Genomic DNA, 16,329 nt, shown 5'->3' on the forward strand with positions numbered 1-16,329 from the left:
ACGCGGCTTCGCCACCCTCAAAAACTGGCGCATCCTCACCCGCGCCCGCTGCAGCACCCACCACGTCACCACCCACGCCAAAGCCATCCTCACCCTCGAACACCAAGGATGAAAAAGGCTCATTGCAGGTCGGCCGGTCCACGGGGCCGGCGGCGAGCGCCGGCGTGCCCCGTGAGCGGGGTGGGTGGTCGTGCCCACCCACGGGCATCGGCATTGCCTGGGCTCCATGAGGTGAGCGGGGAAGATTCGGGACGTTGACCGTCCTGAACCCTCCCCCTCGACTGATCCGAGGGTGAACGACGAAGGACCAAACCCGAGGCGCACCCGCGACGATGGAGGAACCGGGACACTCAACGTCCCGATTCCTCCATCGTCAGCGCCGGAACCCCACCCGGGCGCGCGAGGCTAACACGAAAATCCGCCGATGTAACATCTTGAAAGTTAAGTTAACACGATCCATGATACGCTGAACACGACGTCATGGAGGCGTGCATGAACCAGGTAACATCGCCGTTATCGCGATCCGGGAGCGGGTTCGCCCGCGTACTGAACCGCTGGGGTCTCCCCGCTCCGCTGTTCCTCGGCTATGCCGGCCTGCTGCTGTTCATGATCGGCGACGGGGTCGAGTCGGGCTTCATCGCGCCGTTCATGGCGGACAACGGCGCGGGCACCGAGATCAAGGCCTCGTACGTGATCACGGTGTACGGCGTCGCCGTGATGCTGGCGTCGTGGCTGTCGGGCGCATTGTCGGACCTTTGGGGGCCGCGTCGCGTGATGATGATCGGCCTGGCCATCTGGCTGGTGTTCGACGTGCTGTTCCTCGCGGTCGCGGTCTCCGGTGAGAGCTACCCGTTGATGCTGGTGTTCTACGGCCTCCGCGGTTTCGGCTATCCGATGTTCGCGTTCGGTTTCCTGGTCTGGATCACCGCGGTGGCGCCGGTCGCCAGGCTCGGTGCGGCCGTCGGCTGGTTCTACTTCGCCTTCACCGGCGGGTTGCCGACGCTGGGCGCGCTGGTCGCGAGCTTCACGAACCCGGTTTTGGGCCAGTACGGCACACTTTGGGTGTCGGTGGTGCTGCTCGCGCTCGGCGGCTTGCTGGCGATCTTCGGCGTCCGGCAGCGGACGGGGTACACGCGGCTCGCGCCGCCGGACGTGAAACCGGTGCAGAGCCTGGTTTCCAGCGTGTCGATCGCCTGGAAGAAACCCCGCGTCGGCGTCGGGATGCTCGTCCGGGTCATCAACACCGCCCCCGAATTCGGGATGCTGGTGTTCTTCCCGACGATCTTCATCGAGGGCATCGGGTTCGGGGAGAGCCGCTGGCTGCTGCTGGTCTCGGTCATCTACGGCACGAACATCTTCTTCAACCTGATCTTCGGCGTGCTGAGCGACCGGATCGGCTGGCGCACCACGATCTTCTGGTTCGGCGCGATCGGCTGTGCGATCTCGATCCTGCTGCTCTACTTCGTCCCGGTCGCCATGGGTGCGGAGTACTACTGGCTCGCGCTGCTCGTCGGCGCGCTGTACGGCGCCACGCTCGCCGGGTTCGTGCCGATCTCGGCGCTGCTCCCCTCCCTCGCCCCGGAGAACAAGGGCGGCGCGATGGCCCTGCTGAACCTGGGCGCGGGCGCGGCGGCGTTCGTCGGGCCGGCGATCGTCAGCCTGTTCCTCGGCCCGCTGGGCGCGGCCGGCGTGGTGATCGTCTTCGCCGCGCTGTATCTGGTCGCGGCGGTCATGGTGCGCTACCTGAAATTGCCCGAGGAGACGGCGAAGGCGATCGAAGAGGACAAAAGTCTGCAGGAAGTCGGAGAGAAGGTCGTCACCACGTGAACCAACCCGTCACGATCGGCATCGACGTCGCCACCGCGGGGGTCCGTGCCCTCGCGGTGTGCGGCGGCACCGTTCTCGCTTCGGCCGCCGCGCCGCTGCCCGCGCCCGTCCGCGACGGTCGCGGGCGCAGCGAGCAGGACGCCCGGTCCTGGTGGCCCACGGTGAAGACGGTGCTGGCGAAGGTCACCGGCGAGCTGCCGGGCAGGGGCGGCGAGGTCGCCGCGGTGGCCGTCGCCGCGACGTCGGGGACGATCGTCGGGGTCGACGCCTCGGGCGAGCCGGTCACGCCCGCGCTGATGTACGACGACAGGCGCGGTGCCGAGCTCAACCGCGAGGCCACCGAACTCGGCGCGGATCGCTGGCGGCGGCTCGGCTTCGGAGTGTCCGCCACGGCCGCGCTCGGCCGCATCGCCTGGCTGGCCGAGCGCGTCCCCGGCGTCGCCGGGATCCGGCACACGCCCGATCTGATCGCCGGGGAACTCACCGGCGGGCCGGTGGCGAGCGACTGGTCGCATGCCTTGAAAAGCGGTTACGACCCGCTCGCCCTGGAATGGCCAAACGAGGTCTTCGATGCCTTGCGGGTACCGGAGAGCTTGCTCCCGCCGGTGGTCGCGCCGGCCACCGTGCTGGGCACGGTGGCCCGTCCGGTCGCCGGGCTCCCGGCAGGCTGCCCGGTCGTGGCCGGGATGACGGACGGCTGCGCGGGCCAGCTCGCGGCCGGCGCGGTCACGCCAGGGAGTTTCGTCGGGATCCTCGGCACGACGTACGTGCTCAAGGGAGTCACCGAAAACCTGGTGCCGGATCCGACGGGAGCGATGTACAGCCACCGTCATCCGGACGGCTGGTGGCTGCCCGGCGGCGCGTCGAACACCGGCGGTGAGGCCGTCGCCCGCGAGGGCCGCCTACCCGAACTCGACGCGGCGGCGGCCGCGGCGGGCCCGGCGAAGGTGGTCGCGTATCCGTTGCGGCGCAAGGGCGAGCGCTTCCCGTTCGCCAGTGCGGACGCCGAGGGTTTCGTAACCGGCAAGGGCGGCGAGGTCGGCGTGGTGGAGCTGCACCGCGCCAGGCTGGAGGGAGTCGCCTTCCTCGAGCGGCTGGCGCTGGACCATCTGCGCCGTCTCGGCGTCACGCTCTCCGAACCGCTGCTGGCGGCGGGCGGCGGCAGCAAGAGTCCTTTGTGGACACGAATCAGGGCGACCGTCACCGGGCTCGGCCTGCGGGTGTCACCGCAGGCCGAAACGGGTTACGGCGCCGCCCTGCTCGCTGCGGCGGGAATCCTGCCGGGTGGGCTCACCGAGGCGTCCGAAGGGCTCGGCCAGGGAACACTGGTCGAACCCGACGAGCGCGAAAGTGCCGCGCTCGCCGAGTCCTACCTGAGGTTCTGCACCGAACTGCACACCAGGGGCTGGATCGACGACGAGCTGTTCGCCGTCGTCCGGCGTTGAGGCATCAGGAAGGACGTGGTCCATTGGTCTTGTTGGGAGTCGGCTTCGGTGTGGACGCCGCAGGTTTGGCGGCTTCCGGCTTCGCGACCTCGGGCGCAGCAGTGGTCTCGGGAGCGGGAGACAGCAGCCGGATGGCCTCCTGGACGGCGACGTCCGTGGCGGAAAGCCGCTCGGCGACCTTCGACCGGAGTTCCAGTGAGAGCTTCCGAGCCTGCTGAGCGTCGGCCTGCTGGGTCCTCGCGTCGGTGAGGGCCTCCGCGACCTGCTCCTGCTTCGCGGCGATGTCCTCCGCCGAAGACTTCTCCGCCTTGGCGATCTTCTCGGCGGAGATCCGCTCGGCTTCGGCACGCTTTTCCGCCGACACCCGGTCGGCTTCCGCGATCTTGTCCGCGGACGCCTTCTCCGCCTCCGCGCGACGAGCCGCCGAAGCCTCCTCGGCCTTCTTGTCCGCGGCGGCGCGGTTCCGGACGCTCTCCATGTCCAGTTCCTTGCGCTTCTGTGCCGCCTCGGCGTTCAGCCGCTCGATCTCGGCCTTGGCGTCCGCGAGCAGCTTCTCGCGTTCCGTCTGCGCGTCCTTGGCCGCCTTGTCGCTCGCGCGCTGCGTCTCGTGGGCGTACCTGTCCGCTTCGGCCCGTGTCGACTTGGCGTCGGCTTCCGCGGCGGCCTTGAGGTCGGCGATCTCCTCCTCGGCGAGCTGCATCATCATGCGGACACGTTCGGCCATCGCGCCGGCGCCGGACGGGCTCGCGCTCATCCGCACGAGTGCGGCCTTGGTCTCGTCCAGTTCCTTCTGGGCGTGGCCGAGCGCCTTGGTGAGTTCGGCGGCGGTCGCGACGGCCTCGTCGCGGTTGCGCGAGAGCTGCTTGAGTTCGATCGACAGTTCGGCGAGCCGCTCGTCCACCTGTCGCTTGTCGTAGCCACGCACGGAGCCCGCGAATTGGGGCGATTTCGCTGAGGGCGCCTGAGGCGCCGTCTTCTCAGGAGCGACCATGGCGGCCACCTTAATGAGCAGGGGCCCGTCAGGCAGTACCGCCAAACGGCTGCACTCGGAGTGCGACGGGGCGATCACATGGCATCCTGCATTGTTGACAGGTCGTAAGCAGGGGAGGCCCGGTTGGACATCTCGGCGATCCTCGAAGACATCCGTGAGCACTGGCACATCTACGCCACGATGCCCTTCATCGCCGCGCTCATCGGCTACATCACGAAACGCGTCGCCATCGAGATGATGTTCCGGCCGCTGGAGTTCGTCGGGATCAAACCCTTCCTCGGCTGGCAGGGGGTCATCCCGGCCAACTCGCGCCGGATGGCGACCACCGCCGTCGACCTGCTGACCAACAACCTCGTCGATCCGCAGGAGATCTTCTCCCGGCTCGATCCCGACGAGGTCGTCAAGGAACTGGAAGAGCCGCTCCTCAAGGCCGTCGAGGACGTCACCCGCGAGGTGATGGAGCAGTACCAGCCCAGACTGTGGGAACTGCTGCCGACCCGGGCGCAGCGCATGCTGGTCGATCAGGTGCGGGCGCAGGCGCCGAAGGTCGTCGCGCGGCTGATGCGCGAGGTGTCGACGAACATCGACGAGGTCCTCGACGTCAACGAGATGCTGATCAACGCGATGGTCCGCGACAAATCGCTGACCTGCCGCCTGATCAAGGAGGTCGCGACCCCGGAGCTGCGCTTCATCGCCCGGTCCGGCATCTGGTTCGGCTTCGTCATCGGCCTGATCCAGTTCGTCGCGTGGGCGCTGACGAAGCAGCCGTTGATCATGCCGATCTTCGGTTTCGTCACCGGCTTCGTCACGGACTGGCTGGCCCTGAAGATGATCTTCTATCCGCGTGAGCCGCGCCGGTTCCTGTTCTTCAGCTGGCAGGGCATGTTCCAGAAACGCCGCCAGGCGGTCGCCAAGGACTACGGCGCGCTGATCGCGGACGAGGTCCTCACCGTGCGGAACGTGATGGAGGCCGTGCTCACCGGGCCCAAGTCGGACAAGCTGTTCGCGATGATCACCCGCGAGGTGCAGCGGACCATCGACGCACAGGCGAGCATCGCGAAACCGTTGGTGGCGCTGACCGTCGGCGGCGTGCAGTACCAGGAGATGAAGAAGGCGGCGGCCGAGAAGGCGATCGCGTATCTCCCCGAAACGGTGAAACACGTGGAGAGCTACGCCACTGACGCGCTCGACGTCCGCAACACCATCGTCACGAAGATGCAGCAGCTGACCCCGCTCGAGTTCGAAGGGATCCTCCGACCCGCCTTCCAGCAGGACGAATGGAAGCTCATCGCGGTCGGCGCGGTGATCGGCGGGCTCGTGGGTGAACTTCAGGTCCTGCTACTCCTCCATTGAGGACAGGCGGCTAGGTTCCCCTCAATCGAGACGCGGGAGGGGCTTCAAGTGGACGCCGTCATCGCCGACCTCGGCGAGCACTGGCCGGTGTACGTCACCATGCCGTTCATCGCGGCGCTGATCGGTTACGTCACCAAACGCGTCGCCATCGAGATGATGTTCAAACCGGTGGAGTTCGTCGGGATCAAGCCGTTCCTCGGCTGGCAGGGGGTGCTGCCGGCGAACGCCGAGCGGATGGCGGCCACCGCCACCGAGATGCTGACGAGCAACCTCGTCGATCCGAAGGAGATCTTCGCCAGGCTCGACCCGGCTCAGGTGGCGAAGGAGATCGAACAGCCGCTGCTCCGCGTCGTCGAGGACGTCACCCGCGAGGTCATGGAGCAGTACCAGCCCAGACTGTGGGAAGTGCTGCCGAACACCGCCCAGCACCTGCTGCTCAAACGCGTGCAGGCCGAGGCGCCGCGCGCGATCACGAAGATCATGGGCGAGATCGCCGAGAACATCGAGGACGTGCTCGACCTCAAGCACATGGTCGTGACGAACCTCGTGCGCGACAAGGCCTTGCTCAACCGGCTGATCCGCGACATCTCGCGGCCGGAGATGCGGTTCATCGCCCGGTCGGGGATCGTGTTCGGGTTCTCCCTCGGCTGCGTGCAGCTGCTCGTGTGGGCGCTGACGAAGTCGCCGATCGTGCTGCCGCTGTTCGGTATCGGCATCGGCTGGTTCACCGACTGGATCGCCTTGAAGATGATCTTCCTGCCGCGCGAACCGAAACGGTTCTTCGGCTTCTACACCTGGCAAGGCGTGTTCCAGAAACGCAAGGACCAGGTCGCCGCCGACTACGGCGACATGATCGCGCGAGAGATCATCACCATCCCGAACCTGCTCGAAGCCGTGTTGAGCGGGCCGAAGTCGGACAAGCTGTTCACGATGATCACCCGCGAGGTGCAGCGGACCATCGACGCGCAGGCGAGTGTCGTGAAGCCGTTCGTCGCGATGGCCGTCGGGAGCAGGCGGTTCCAGGAGATGAAGCAGACGGCGGCGGCGAAGGCGGCGGCACGGATCCCGGAGACGATCCGGCACGCCGAGAGCTACGCCGTCAACGCGCTCGACGTCCGGAACACCATTGTGGACAGAATGCGGCGGCTGAACCCGCTCGAATTCGAGCAGTTGCTGCGCCCGGCGTTCCGGCAGGACGAGTGGAAACTGATCGCCGTCGGCGCGGTGATCGGTGGCCTCGTCGGTGAACTTCAGGTGCTTCTGCTGCTCCACTGACGGCCACCCGATACCGTTTCCCCCTTCCCTGAGCGAAGCGAGGAGGTCGTGTGGACGCCGTCCTGGACGATCTCGCCCGCCATTGGTGGCTGTACGCCGCGATCCCGTTCGTCGCCGCGCTGATCGGCTACGTCACCAAACGCGTCGCCATCGAGATGATGTTCAAACCGCTGGAGTTCGTCGGGATCAAGCCGTTCCTCGGCTGGCAGGGCGTGGTGCCCAAACACGGCGGGCGGATGGCGGCCGTCGCGACCGAGTTGCTGACGTCGAACCTGCTGGACGTCAAAGAGGTCTTCCGCCGGATCGACCCGGCGATCATCACGCGCGAGATCGAGCAGCCGCTCCTGCGGGCCGTGGACGAGGTCGCCCGCGAAGTGCTCGAAAAGCACCATCCCAGGCTCTGGGAGGTCATGCCGACGATGGCGCAGGAACTGCTGATCAAGCAGGTCCAGTCGGCGACGCCGCGGCTGGTGCGCGAGTTCATGGAAGAAATGACCGCGAACCTCGACGAGGTGCTCGACTTCCAGCATATGACCGTGCAGCGGCTCACCAGGGACAAGAAGCTGCTCGTCCGGCTCATCCGCGAGACGTCGCGGCCGGAGATGGCGTTCATCGCGCGCACGGGGATCTACTTCGGCTTCGGGCTCGGCATCGTGCAGGCGTTCGTCTGGGCGCTGACGAAGGAGCCGTGGGTGCTGCCGATCTTCGGCGGCTGCATCGGGCTGTTCACCGACTGGCTGGCGATCAAGCTGATCTTCGTGCCGCGCGAGCCGGTGCGCGTCGGCCGGGTGATCCTGCAGGGCAAGTTCCAGCGGCGGCGGGCGGAGGTCGCGCATCAGTACGGCGAGATGATCGCGAACGAGATCCTCACCGTGCCGAACCTGCTCGACGCCGTCCTGCGCGGGCCGCGGTCGGACCGGCTGTACTCGCTGGTGGAACGGCTCGTGTCGCAGGCCGTCGATCGGCAGGCGAGCGTCGCGAAACCGATGGTCGCGATGGCCGTCGGCGGGCAGCGGCTGAACGAGATCAAACAGGCGGCCGCGCGGAAGGCGCTGGAGCGGCTGCCGCCGACGATCCGCCACGCCGAGGGCTACCTGACCGAGGCGATGGACGTCGCGAAGATCGTCGAGCGGCGGATGCTCGGGCTGACGCCGCTGGAGTTCGAGGGCCTGTTGAGGCCGGCGTTCCGGCAGGACGAGTGGAAGCTCATCGCGGTCGGCGGGCTCATCGGCTTCCTGGTCGGTGAGCTGCAGGTCCTCCTGATGCTCCACTGACGCCGGATCGCGTTTAGCCCGCTGAACGCGCTTTGGGGGCGGTTCTCATGTGCGGGAGACACGGGATGATTACGGTGGAGGGGTGGCGTCCGAACCCCAGCAACTGCCAGCCGTCCACGAGGCGTGGCTTCCGCGTGAACACGCGTTGCACCGTCCCCGCCACGGTGGCAGGCAGCTGACCGCGCTGATCAGCGCGCTCCTGTTCTTCACCACCCCCGCGTTGCTGTGGGTGTTCGGCGTGCGGCCTGGTGAGATCGAGAACCACAAGCTCGCGAGTTTCCCCGGCCTGGACAAGGGCTGGGGGTTCTTCACCGATCTGCCGACCTGGGCCATCGACCAGCTGTCGTTCCGGCCGGGCGCGATCGCCGCCGCCGACGCGATCAGCCGCGGTGTCTTCGGCGAGGGCGCCCCTCTGGACCAGCCGCCGCCACAGCAGCAGGCAGGCCCGATCCCCGCGCCGCCGGCGCCGGCACCGTCCAAAACCGCGCCCACGCAGGGGCCGACGCCGAACGCCGCGTCCGGTTACCGCCGGGTGGTGCAGGGCCGCGACGGCTGGCTGTACTACGGCTACGACGCGGACGCGAAATGCGATCCGTCCCGTCCGCTGACCGAGACGATCGCCAAGATCAACGAGCTGCGGCGCGCGGTCGAGCAGTCCGGGCGGCGGTTCGAGCTCGTCGTCGCGCCGGACAAGTCGACGATGGTCCCGCAGTTCCTGCCCGGCACCTATCCCGGCAAGGACTGCTCGCGGTCGGCCGAGGCGGCCACCTGGCACCGGATGCTCAAGGACGCGCGCGCGATCGACCTGCGGCCCGAGCTGCGCGCGTCCGAGGGCCGGGTGCAGCGGCCGGTGTACCCGCCGAACGACACGCACTGGGCCGACGAGGGCGCGCTGGTGATGACGCGCGCCATCGCGAACGCGATCAAACCGGGCGTCACGCAGACCTGGGTCAGCGTTCCCGTCGGCCAGTACGACACCGTGGCCGATCTGCCGCCGCTGATCAGCAAGCAGGGCACGAAGACGAACACGCTGTACAGCCTCCGCCCGGACGGCGTCGTCGAGCGCGCGGGCGAGCCGAACGGCGACATCGACCGGCCGGTGTACCGCACCGCGAGCCCGCTGATCGGGACCGTGGACGACAAGATCCTGATCTACGGCGACTCGTTCACGAAGGCGTCTTCGCGGTATCTCTCGGGCGCGTTCACGAACCTGACGATGCTGGCGCACTTCACCCAGAAGACGCCACAGGCCGAGGCCGTCGACGCTTTCGTGAACGCGAACGTCGTGGTCATCGAGGCCGTGGAGCGCAGCGTGGCCGGCGGTCAGCTCGCGTTCATCGACCCCGCCTTCCTCGAAGCGGTCAAGAAGGCATTGGCCGAGCACCCGGTGCGCTGAGCGCCGGTTCCGGATCGGCGGGCTCGACGCGGATCCGCGAGTTCCTGCCGCGCAGCCACGCGATGAGGCGGCAGACCAGGTAGATCACGAACGAGATCGCCGTGACGAACGCGCTCACCGGCTTCCCGGGCGCGAGCGAGAGGATGATCCCGCCGAGTGCCGCGATCTCCGCGAAGACGATCGACAGCACTGTCGCCTTCCACGGGCTCGCCGTGACCCGCGCGGCCGCCGCGGCCGGGGTCACCATCAGCGAGACCACGAGCAGCGCGCCGACGATCTGCACGCCGAGCGCGCTCGAAATCCCGACGAGTACCGCGAAGATCAGCGACAGCAGCCGCACCGGCACGCCGCGCGCCGTCGCGACCGCCGGGTCGACCGTGGCGAACAGCAGCGGCCGGTAGATCACCGCGAGCACCACCAGTACGACGACCGACGCGCCGACGAGCAGGTTCAGGTTGGTCGAGTCGATCGTGATGATCTGGCCGACGAGGATGCCGAACTTGTTGGCGCTGCGGCCCTCGTAGAACGACAGCAGCAGCACGCCCATGCCGAGGCCGAAGGCGAGGATCACGCCGATCACGGAGTCGCGTTCGGACTCACGGCCGCCGAGGATCCCGATCAGCAGCGGGGCGATGACGGCGCCCGCGAGGCCGCCGAGTTCGACGCCGACCCCCAGCAGCAAAGCACCCGCCGCGCCGGTGAAGGCCAGTTCGGCGGTGCCGTGCACGGCGAACGACATCCGCCGCATGACCACCAGCGGCCCCAGCACCCCCGCGACCAGGCCGAGGACGGCGGCGGCGAGCAACGCCGTCTGAACGAAGTCGAGGCCGAGCAGCTCACCGGTGAGCGCGAAGTCGAACATCTTGTCCACGGTGCTAGCTGGCCCGTTCGTCGATGTGGTGGGGTTCGTCCTCGCACAGCGCGCTCTGCGCCCCGGCGACGTGGATCTGACCGCCGACCTTGAGCACCTCGATCCGCGTGCCGTACAGCTCGGACAGCGTCTCCGAGTTCATCACCTCGTCCGGCTTGCCGACCCGGAACTGGCCGTTCACCAGATAGAGCACCCTGTCCACATAGGACAGGATCGGGTTGATCTCGTGGGTGACGAACAGGACGGCGGTGTCCGCCGAACGCCGTCGCTCGTCGATCAGCTCGCTGACCGCGCGCTGGTGCGCGAGGTCGAGGGAGAGCAGCGGCTCGTCGCACAGCAGGACTTCGGGGTCGCCGACCAGCGACTGCGCGACGCGGAGCCGCTGCTGCTCGCCGCCGGAAAGCCGCCCCACCGGCTGTTTCGCGTACGCCTGGGCGCCGACGGACTCGATGGCCCTCGACACCAGTTGACGTCGTTTCGAAAGCCCGAAGAGCCCGGTGCCCCACCGGTGCCCGTCCAGGCCGAGGCCGACCAGGTCCACCCCGCGCATCGTCAGGCCTTCGTCGAGGGCGCGCTGCTGCGGGATGTAGCCGATCCGCCGGTTCGTCCCGCCGGGACGCCGCCCCGCGATCTCGACCGTGCCCTCCGGCAGCCCCTGCTGACCGAGCAGGACCTTGAGCAGGCTGCTCTTCCCGGAGCCGTTCGGCCCGAGGATCGCGAGGAACTCGCCGGGTTCGACGTCGAGGTCGAGCCCGGACCAGAGGGTCCTGGAGCCGAACGCGAGGCTCGCCCCGCGGACATGGACCGCGGGGCGAGCCTCGGCAGGTACGGAACTCACTACTTCAGCGCTCCCGCCAGCGAGTCCACTTCCTTGGTCATCCATGCAATGTAGTCGGTCACACCCTGGGGAAGCGTTTCGGTGACGTCGACGACGGCGATCCCGGCGTTCTTGGCGTCGCCGACGACCTGCTGGGTGACCGGGGTGGTGGTCTGCGCGTTGTTGATCAGCGCCTTGACCTGCTTGCCTGCGATCAGCTGCTTGACCTCGTTGAGCGCGGCGGCGGGCACGTCCTGCTCCGCTTCCACGGCCTCGGCGAAGGCGGGCGGAGTCGCGTCCGTGACCTTCGCGCTGTCGAGGAGGTAGTGCGCGACGGGCTCTGTCGCGACGACGTTGACACTCGAGCCGTTCGAGCCGCCCAGGCCCGAGACCTTCTTCAGCAGTTCCTGGGTCTTGCCCTTGAACGCGGTCGCGTTGGCGGTGAAGGCGTCCTTCGAGGCGGGCTGGATCTCGCCGAGCTTCGCGGCGACCTGGTCGGCGATCTTCTCGACGCCGGGCAGGCTGTACCAGACGTGCTCGTTCTCGTTGCCGGTCGCGGCGATGTCGACGGCGACCAGTTTCTGCGCGCCGGTGGCCTGGTCGGCGAGCTTCGAGAAGAAGTCGTCGTAGCCGCCGCCGTTGGACAGCGTCAGCTTCGCGTTCTTCGCGGCGATGGCGTCGCTCGCGGTGGTCTCGTAGGAGTGCGGGTCGGCCGAGGGGTCGTGGATGATCGAGGTGACCTCGACCTTGTCGCCGCCGACGGCGGTCACGACGCTGCCCCAGACGTCGGTCGAGGCGACGACCTTGATCTTCTCGCCGCCGCCCGGGTTCGCGGCGGACGCGTTCTGCGAGCCGGAGCTCGTCGACGCCTTGTCGCCGGACGCGCAAGCCGTCGCGCCGAGCGCGAGGACGGCCAAGGCCGACACGGCCGCGAAAACACTCTTAGTACGGCGGGAATTCATTTACTGCACTCCTGCGGAAGCCCAGGCCAGGTGTCCCCAATGCCGGGTAATGGAAACCGTTGTCAGATTCAACTGTACCCCATACGGCTGACAGGTCCCTCCGCGCTGGTATGACCTGTACCCAGGGTCACTCTGAATCGAGACCTGCCACACGTCGGGTGATGCTTCTGCAAAACGTTCTGAACCGTTACGGTTTGCGGATGGGCCGTCCTATCCGCACCAGGAGGCAGGCGACACTGGCGTCGTTGGCCGCAGAGCTCGGTGTGTCGAGGACCACCGTCTCGAACGCCTACAACCGGCCAGACCAGCTGTCTCCCGAGTTGCGCCGTCGCGTCCTCGAGACCGCGCGCCGCCTCGGCTACCCGGGCCCGGACCCGGTGGCCCGTTCACTGCGGACGCGCAAGGCGGGTGCTGTCGGTCTTTTACTCACCGAAAACCTCTCCTACGCCTTCCGCGACCCCGCCGCGATCGGCGTGCTCGAAGGGCTCGCGCTGGCCTGCGAGGACGCGGGCGTCGGCCTGCACCTGGTCCCGGCGAGCCCCGGCCGCGAGGACGTCGCGGCCGTGCACCGCGCCGGCGTCGACGGTTTCGTCGTCTATTCGGTCCCCGACGACGACCCGCATCTCGGCGCCGTCCTGGAGCGCCCGGTGCCGACGGTGATCGTCGACCAGCCGCGCGTGGACGGGGTCGACCGGGTCGGCCCGGACGACGCGGCCGCGGTCACCGCGATGGCCGAGCACCTCATCTCTCTCGGGCACCGGCAGATCGGCGTGCTGTGCATGCGGCTCGCCCGCGAGCGCAACGACGACTTCGTCTCCATCCAGCGGCAGAGCGCGGCGCATTTCCACGTCCAGCGGATCCGGCTGGAGGCGCTGGCCGCCGCGTTCTCGGCGGCCGGGGTCGACTGGGCGACCGTGCCGGTGGTCGAGCGCTTCGACCACACCGTCGACGACGGCGCTTCGGCCGCACGGCAGCTGCTCGACGCGTATCCGCAGGTCACCGCCGTGATCTGCACCTCGGACATCCTCGCGCTCGGCGCGCTGGCCGAAGCCGAACGCCGGGGGCTGCGCGTGCCGCAGGATCTGACGGTCACCGGTTTCGACGGCATCACCGAGGCCGAACGGTCCGGGCTCACCACGGTCCACCAGCCGGTGCTCGAGAAGGGCAAGGCGGCGGGCAAGCTGCTGCTCAGCTCGGCGGACCGGGTCGGGCCGAAGGTGATCACCCTGGCCACGGAACTGCGGGTCGGCCGCACGTCGGCACCGCCGCGGACAGCCGAAGAGCGCTGGTTCGGGCCGTGACATGAGCCCCGAAGTGTTGCCCTCCTCCGGCCCGCCCGGTTCCAATGAGCCGGTGACCTCCATCGACGTACTGCTCAAGCGCAATCAGGAGCTGGGCGATGTCACCCCTGGTGACCGTTCTTCCCCGAGGCCATCGCTCCACGTGACGATTTTGACCTGCATGGACGCCCGTATCCGGGTGTTCGAGATCTTCGGCCTGATCCAGGGCGAGTCGCACATCCTGCGTAACGCGGGCGGCGTCGTCACCGACGACACGATCCGTTCGCTCGCGCTGAGCCAGCGGAAACTGGGCACCCGCGAGGTGCTGATCGTCCAGCACACCGACTGCGGCCTGTCCATGGTCACCGAAGACGACTTCAAGGACGAGCTCGAAGCCGCCAGCGGGCTCCGGCCGACCTGGTCGGTCGAGGCGTTCCGTGAGGTCGAGGACAGCGTGCGCCGGTCGGTGCAGCGCGTCCGGCGCAGCGACTTCCTGCCGCACACCGACAACGTGCGCGGCTTCGTCTACGACGTGAAACTGGGCCGCCTGACCGAGGTCGCGTACTGACGGAAACCCGCCGAAGGGGCGCGGAGCGCCCTTTGGGAGACGCCTTCGGGCCTGGCGGGTCGCACCTTTAAGCTTGGCCCGGTGGGCGTCGACGCGGATGTGCTGACCGAATGGTTCGACGAAGTGGGCCGCGACCTGCCCTGGCGCGAGCCGGAGTGCACCGCGTGGGGCGTACTCGTCAGCGAGATCATGTTGCAGCAGACGCCGGTCGCGCGCGTCCAGCCGATCTGGCTCGAATGGATGGCGCGCTGGCCGGTGCCGTCGGCGCTGGCGGCGTCGTCGCAGGGCGAGGTCGTACGTGCCTGGGGCAAACTCGGCTACCCGCGGCGCGCGTTGCGGCTGCACGCCGCGGCGGCCGTCATCGCCGCCGACCACGGCGACGTTGTTCCGTCCGATGTGGACACTCTGCTCGCGTTGCCGGGTATCGGCGCGTACACGGCGCGCGCGGTCGCGGCCTTCGCCTACGGCAAGCGGGCGCCGGTGGTGGACACGAACGTCCGGCGCGTGGTGGCCAGGGCGGTGCACGGCGCGGGTGACGCCGGGCCGCCGTCGAACACCCGCGACATGGCCGACGTCGAAGCGCTGCTGCCGACGGAGGACGCGCCCGCCGCGAAGCTTTCGGCGGCGCTGATGGAACTCGGCGCGCTCGTCTGCACCGCGCGGTCACCGCGGTGCGCGGACTGCCCCATCTACGAAGACTGCGCCTGGCAGCACGCGGGCAGACCCGCCTACGCCGGGCCCGCGAAGCAGGTCCAGAAGTTCGCCGGGACCGATCGTCAGGTGCGCGGGTTGCTGCTCGACGTCCTGCGCGGCAGCGAAGGTCCCGTCGAGAAGGCGCGGCTCGATCTCGTCTGGAGCGAATCCGGGCAGCGCGACCGCTGCCTCGACTCGCTACTGGTCGACGGCCTGCTCGAACAGACCGGGGACGGCCTGTTCGCACTCCCTGGCGAACACTAACGCATTACGACAAAAGTTGGTCAATGGTTGTCATCGGCGCGATGGCGGGTTAGTTTTCCGGCCAACGCGCATGATGGGAGTTTCGCCCGTGGCCGACTTCGACCGACGTACCGCGCTCAAGGGCGGCCTGACGGTAAGCGCCGTCGGGCTACTGGGGACAGCAACGATTTCCGCCGCGAACGCGGCGTCCGGGGTGGCAGAACCGAAGATCTACGGCACGTCCGCGTGGAGCGCGCGGCCGCCGAACGGCGCGATCGAGGTGCAGAACCACAAGCCGACGTACATCGTCGTGCACCACACGGTCGACCCGGGGAACGTCACCGACTACACGCTCGAACACGCCTTCTGGGCGTCACGTTCCATCCAGAATTTCCATATGGACACCCGCGGCTGGATCGACACCGGCCAGCAGTTCACGAACAGCCGCGGCGGGCACATCACCGAAGGCAGGCACCGCAGCCTGGAGATCCTGCGCGGCGGGACCCAGCACGTGCTGGGCGCGAACGTGGGCAACAACAACAGCACCTGCATCGGGATCGAGAACGAAGGCCTCTACAGCAAAGAGGACGTCACTCCGGCGCTCTGGGACTCCCTGGTGAAGCTGGTCGCGTACATGGCTTCGCAGTACGGGATCTCGCCGGAGTTCATCAAGGGACACCGCGACTTCAACTCGACCGAATGCCCGGGAACCGTGCTGTACAACCGGCTTCCGGAGCTGCGCACCGAGGTCGGGAAGCTGCTGGGCACCGCTTCGCCCAAGGTGGACCTGCCGGAGTGGCCGCTGCTGAAACCCGGTGACAGCGGGCCGCGCGTGCGGACGGCACAGGAACTCCTGCGGGCACGCGGTTTCGCCGTGCCCGTCGACGGCCTGTTCGGACAGTCCACAAAGGACGCCGTCGTCGCGGTGGCGGCGCGGCACGGGCTGGAGCGCGACACCTGCGGCGCGACCGCGGCGACCGACGAGACCGGGTTCCTCGGCTCCGACGTCTGGCCGCTCATCGTCGGGTCCGGTACCGATCCGCGGGCGCTGAAAGCACGACTCGCCGGCTGAACAGCAGTGGCGAGAGGACGACCAAGGCGGCGCACCAAGGGAGCAGGCCCGTTCCCAGTGGCAGCGGCGATCCGCCGATGAGCGCTCCCCCTGCGACGGCGCCGTTCCAGGCCGCGATCGTGAGCGACTGGGCGGCGTCGGCCGCAGGGCCCGCGATGAGGGCGGTGACGGCCTGGAAGGCGGTCGGCGCGCCGCCGGACCCCAGGCCCCACAGGCTCGCGGCGGCCGGCGCCAGACCGTGGCCCCCGTCGCTCACCCCCAG

15 protein-coding genes are annotated in these 16,329 nt (G+C 68.5%); 10 read left to right on the plus strand and 5 right to left on the minus strand.

The genetic code is table 11. The features are described from left to right. Positions 1-492: 492 nt before the first annotated feature. Positions 493-1,827 (plus strand): MFS transporter, encoded by a 1,335-nt coding sequence (locus tag DL990_RS00010; RefSeq protein ID WP_125786127.1) that lies wholly within the window; start codon positions 493-495, stop codon positions 1,825-1,827. Beyond that, positions 1,824-3,272 carry an FGGY-family carbohydrate kinase gene (locus tag DL990_RS00015; protein ID WP_125797554.1) on the plus strand — a complete coding sequence of 483 codons (1,449 nt, stop codon included), beginning with the start codon at positions 1,824-1,826 and terminating at the stop codon, positions 3,270-3,272. The genes DL990_RS00010 and DL990_RS00015 overlap by 4 nt, the downstream gene beginning before the upstream one ends. Positions 3,273-3,276: 4 nt before the next feature. On the opposite strand, the gene DL990_RS00020 is transcribed toward DL990_RS00015, so the two are convergent. Next, complete coding sequence (locus DL990_RS00020) at positions 3,277-4,263, minus strand: DivIVA domain-containing protein (protein ID WP_125797555.1); 987 nt, start codon at positions 4,261-4,263, stop codon at positions 3,277-3,279. A gap of 123 nt (positions 4,264-4,386) precedes the next feature. On the opposite strand from DL990_RS00020, the gene DL990_RS00025 reads away from it, so the two are divergent. From DL990_RS00025 to DL990_RS00040, 4 genes are all read left to right on the plus strand, one after another. Continuing rightward, the gene (locus DL990_RS00025; RefSeq protein WP_125786130.1) at positions 4,387-5,616 is read left to right on the plus strand and encodes a DUF445 domain-containing protein; all 1,230 of its coding nucleotides are present in this window, start codon (positions 4,387-4,389) and stop codon (positions 5,614-5,616) included. Between the two features lie 48 nt (positions 5,617-5,664). Continuing rightward, entirely contained in the window at positions 5,665-6,891 is a 1,227-nt protein-coding gene (locus DL990_RS00030; protein WP_125786131.1) for a DUF445 domain-containing protein, read from the plus strand. A 50-nt stretch (positions 6,892-6,941) separates the two neighbouring features. Next, positions 6,942-8,165: a DUF445 domain-containing protein gene (locus tag DL990_RS00035; RefSeq protein WP_125786132.1), complete on the plus strand. Its 1,224-nt coding sequence runs from the start codon at positions 6,942-6,944 to the stop codon at positions 8,163-8,165. Positions 8,166-8,247: 82 nt separating this feature from the next. Further along, a complete protein-coding gene (locus DL990_RS00040) occupies positions 8,248-9,561 on the plus strand; it encodes a hypothetical protein (protein WP_125797556.1) in 1,314 nt (437 codons plus the stop codon). Here the strand turns inward: DL990_RS00040 and DL990_RS00045 are convergent. From DL990_RS00045 to DL990_RS00055, 3 genes are read right to left on the minus strand one after another with little or no spacing between them, the layout of a single operon-like run. Further along, entirely contained in the window at positions 9,527-10,432 is a 906-nt protein-coding gene (locus DL990_RS00045; protein ID WP_125797557.1) for a metal ABC transporter permease, read from the minus strand. The genes DL990_RS00040 and DL990_RS00045 overlap by 35 nt on opposite strands. 4 nt (positions 10,433-10,436) lie before the next feature. Beyond that, positions 10,437-11,270, minus strand: coding sequence for a metal ABC transporter ATP-binding protein (locus tag DL990_RS00050; protein WP_125786135.1), 834 nt, complete (start codon positions 11,268-11,270; stop codon positions 10,437-10,439). Further along, positions 11,270-12,211, minus strand: a complete 942-nt coding sequence (locus DL990_RS00055) for a metal ABC transporter solute-binding protein, Zn/Mn family (protein ID WP_125786136.1) — start codon at positions 12,209-12,211, stop codon at positions 11,270-11,272. Before DL990_RS00055 ends, DL990_RS00050 begins: the two co-directional genes overlap by 1 nt. 200 nt (positions 12,212-12,411) lie before the next feature. Between DL990_RS00055 and DL990_RS00060 the strand changes: the two genes are divergently transcribed. The 4 genes from DL990_RS00060 to DL990_RS00075 all read left to right on the plus strand — a co-directional run bounded on the left by DL990_RS00060 (position 12,412) and on the right by DL990_RS00075 (position 16,067). Next, on the plus strand, positions 12,412-13,512 hold the full coding sequence (locus tag DL990_RS00060; protein ID WP_125786137.1) for a LacI family DNA-binding transcriptional regulator: 1,101 nt from the start codon (positions 12,412-12,414) through the stop codon (positions 13,510-13,512). A 52-nt stretch (positions 13,513-13,564) separates the two neighbouring features. Next, entirely contained in the window at positions 13,565-14,059 is a 495-nt protein-coding gene (locus tag DL990_RS00065) for a carbonic anhydrase (RefSeq protein ID WP_125797558.1), read from the plus strand. Between the two features lie 81 nt (positions 14,060-14,140). Continuing rightward, positions 14,141-15,016: an A/G-specific adenine glycosylase gene (locus DL990_RS00070; RefSeq protein WP_125797559.1), complete on the plus strand. Its 876-nt coding sequence runs from the start codon at positions 14,141-14,143 to the stop codon at positions 15,014-15,016. 88 nt (positions 15,017-15,104) lie between these two features. After that, positions 15,105-16,067, plus strand: coding sequence for an N-acetylmuramoyl-L-alanine amidase (locus DL990_RS00075; RefSeq protein WP_125786140.1), 963 nt, complete (start codon positions 15,105-15,107; stop codon positions 16,065-16,067). Here the strand turns inward: DL990_RS00075 and DL990_RS41665 are convergent. Next, positions 16,012-16,323 carry a hypothetical protein gene (locus DL990_RS41665; protein WP_233620351.1) on the minus strand — a complete coding sequence of 104 codons (312 nt, stop codon included), beginning with the start codon at positions 16,321-16,323 and terminating at the stop codon, positions 16,012-16,014. The two genes, DL990_RS00075 and DL990_RS41665, sit on opposite strands and share 56 nt — an antisense overlap. Between the last annotated feature and the right edge of the window lie 6 nt (positions 16,324-16,329).

The organism is Amycolatopsis sp. WAC 01416, from assembly GCF_003947485.1.
GTDB lineage: Bacteria > Actinomycetota > Actinomycetes > Mycobacteriales > Pseudonocardiaceae > Amycolatopsis.

Excerpts from the sequence above, each read along its gene's own strand:
- DL990_RS00010 (WP_125786127.1), top strand. The coding sequence starts at position 493 with ATGAACCAGGTAACATCGCCGTTATCGCGATCCGGGAGCGGGTTCGCC.
- DL990_RS00020 (WP_125797555.1), bottom strand. The coding sequence starts at position 4,263 with ATGGTCGCTCCTGAGAAGACGGCGCCTCAGGCGCCCTCAGCGAAATCG.
- DL990_RS00055 (WP_125786136.1), bottom strand. The coding sequence starts at position 12,211 with ATGAATTCCCGCCGTACTAAGAGTGTTTTCGCGGCCGTGTCGGCCTTG.
- DL990_RS00060 (WP_125786137.1), top strand. The coding sequence starts at position 12,412 with ATGGGCCGTCCTATCCGCACCAGGAGGCAGGCGACACTGGCGTCGTTG.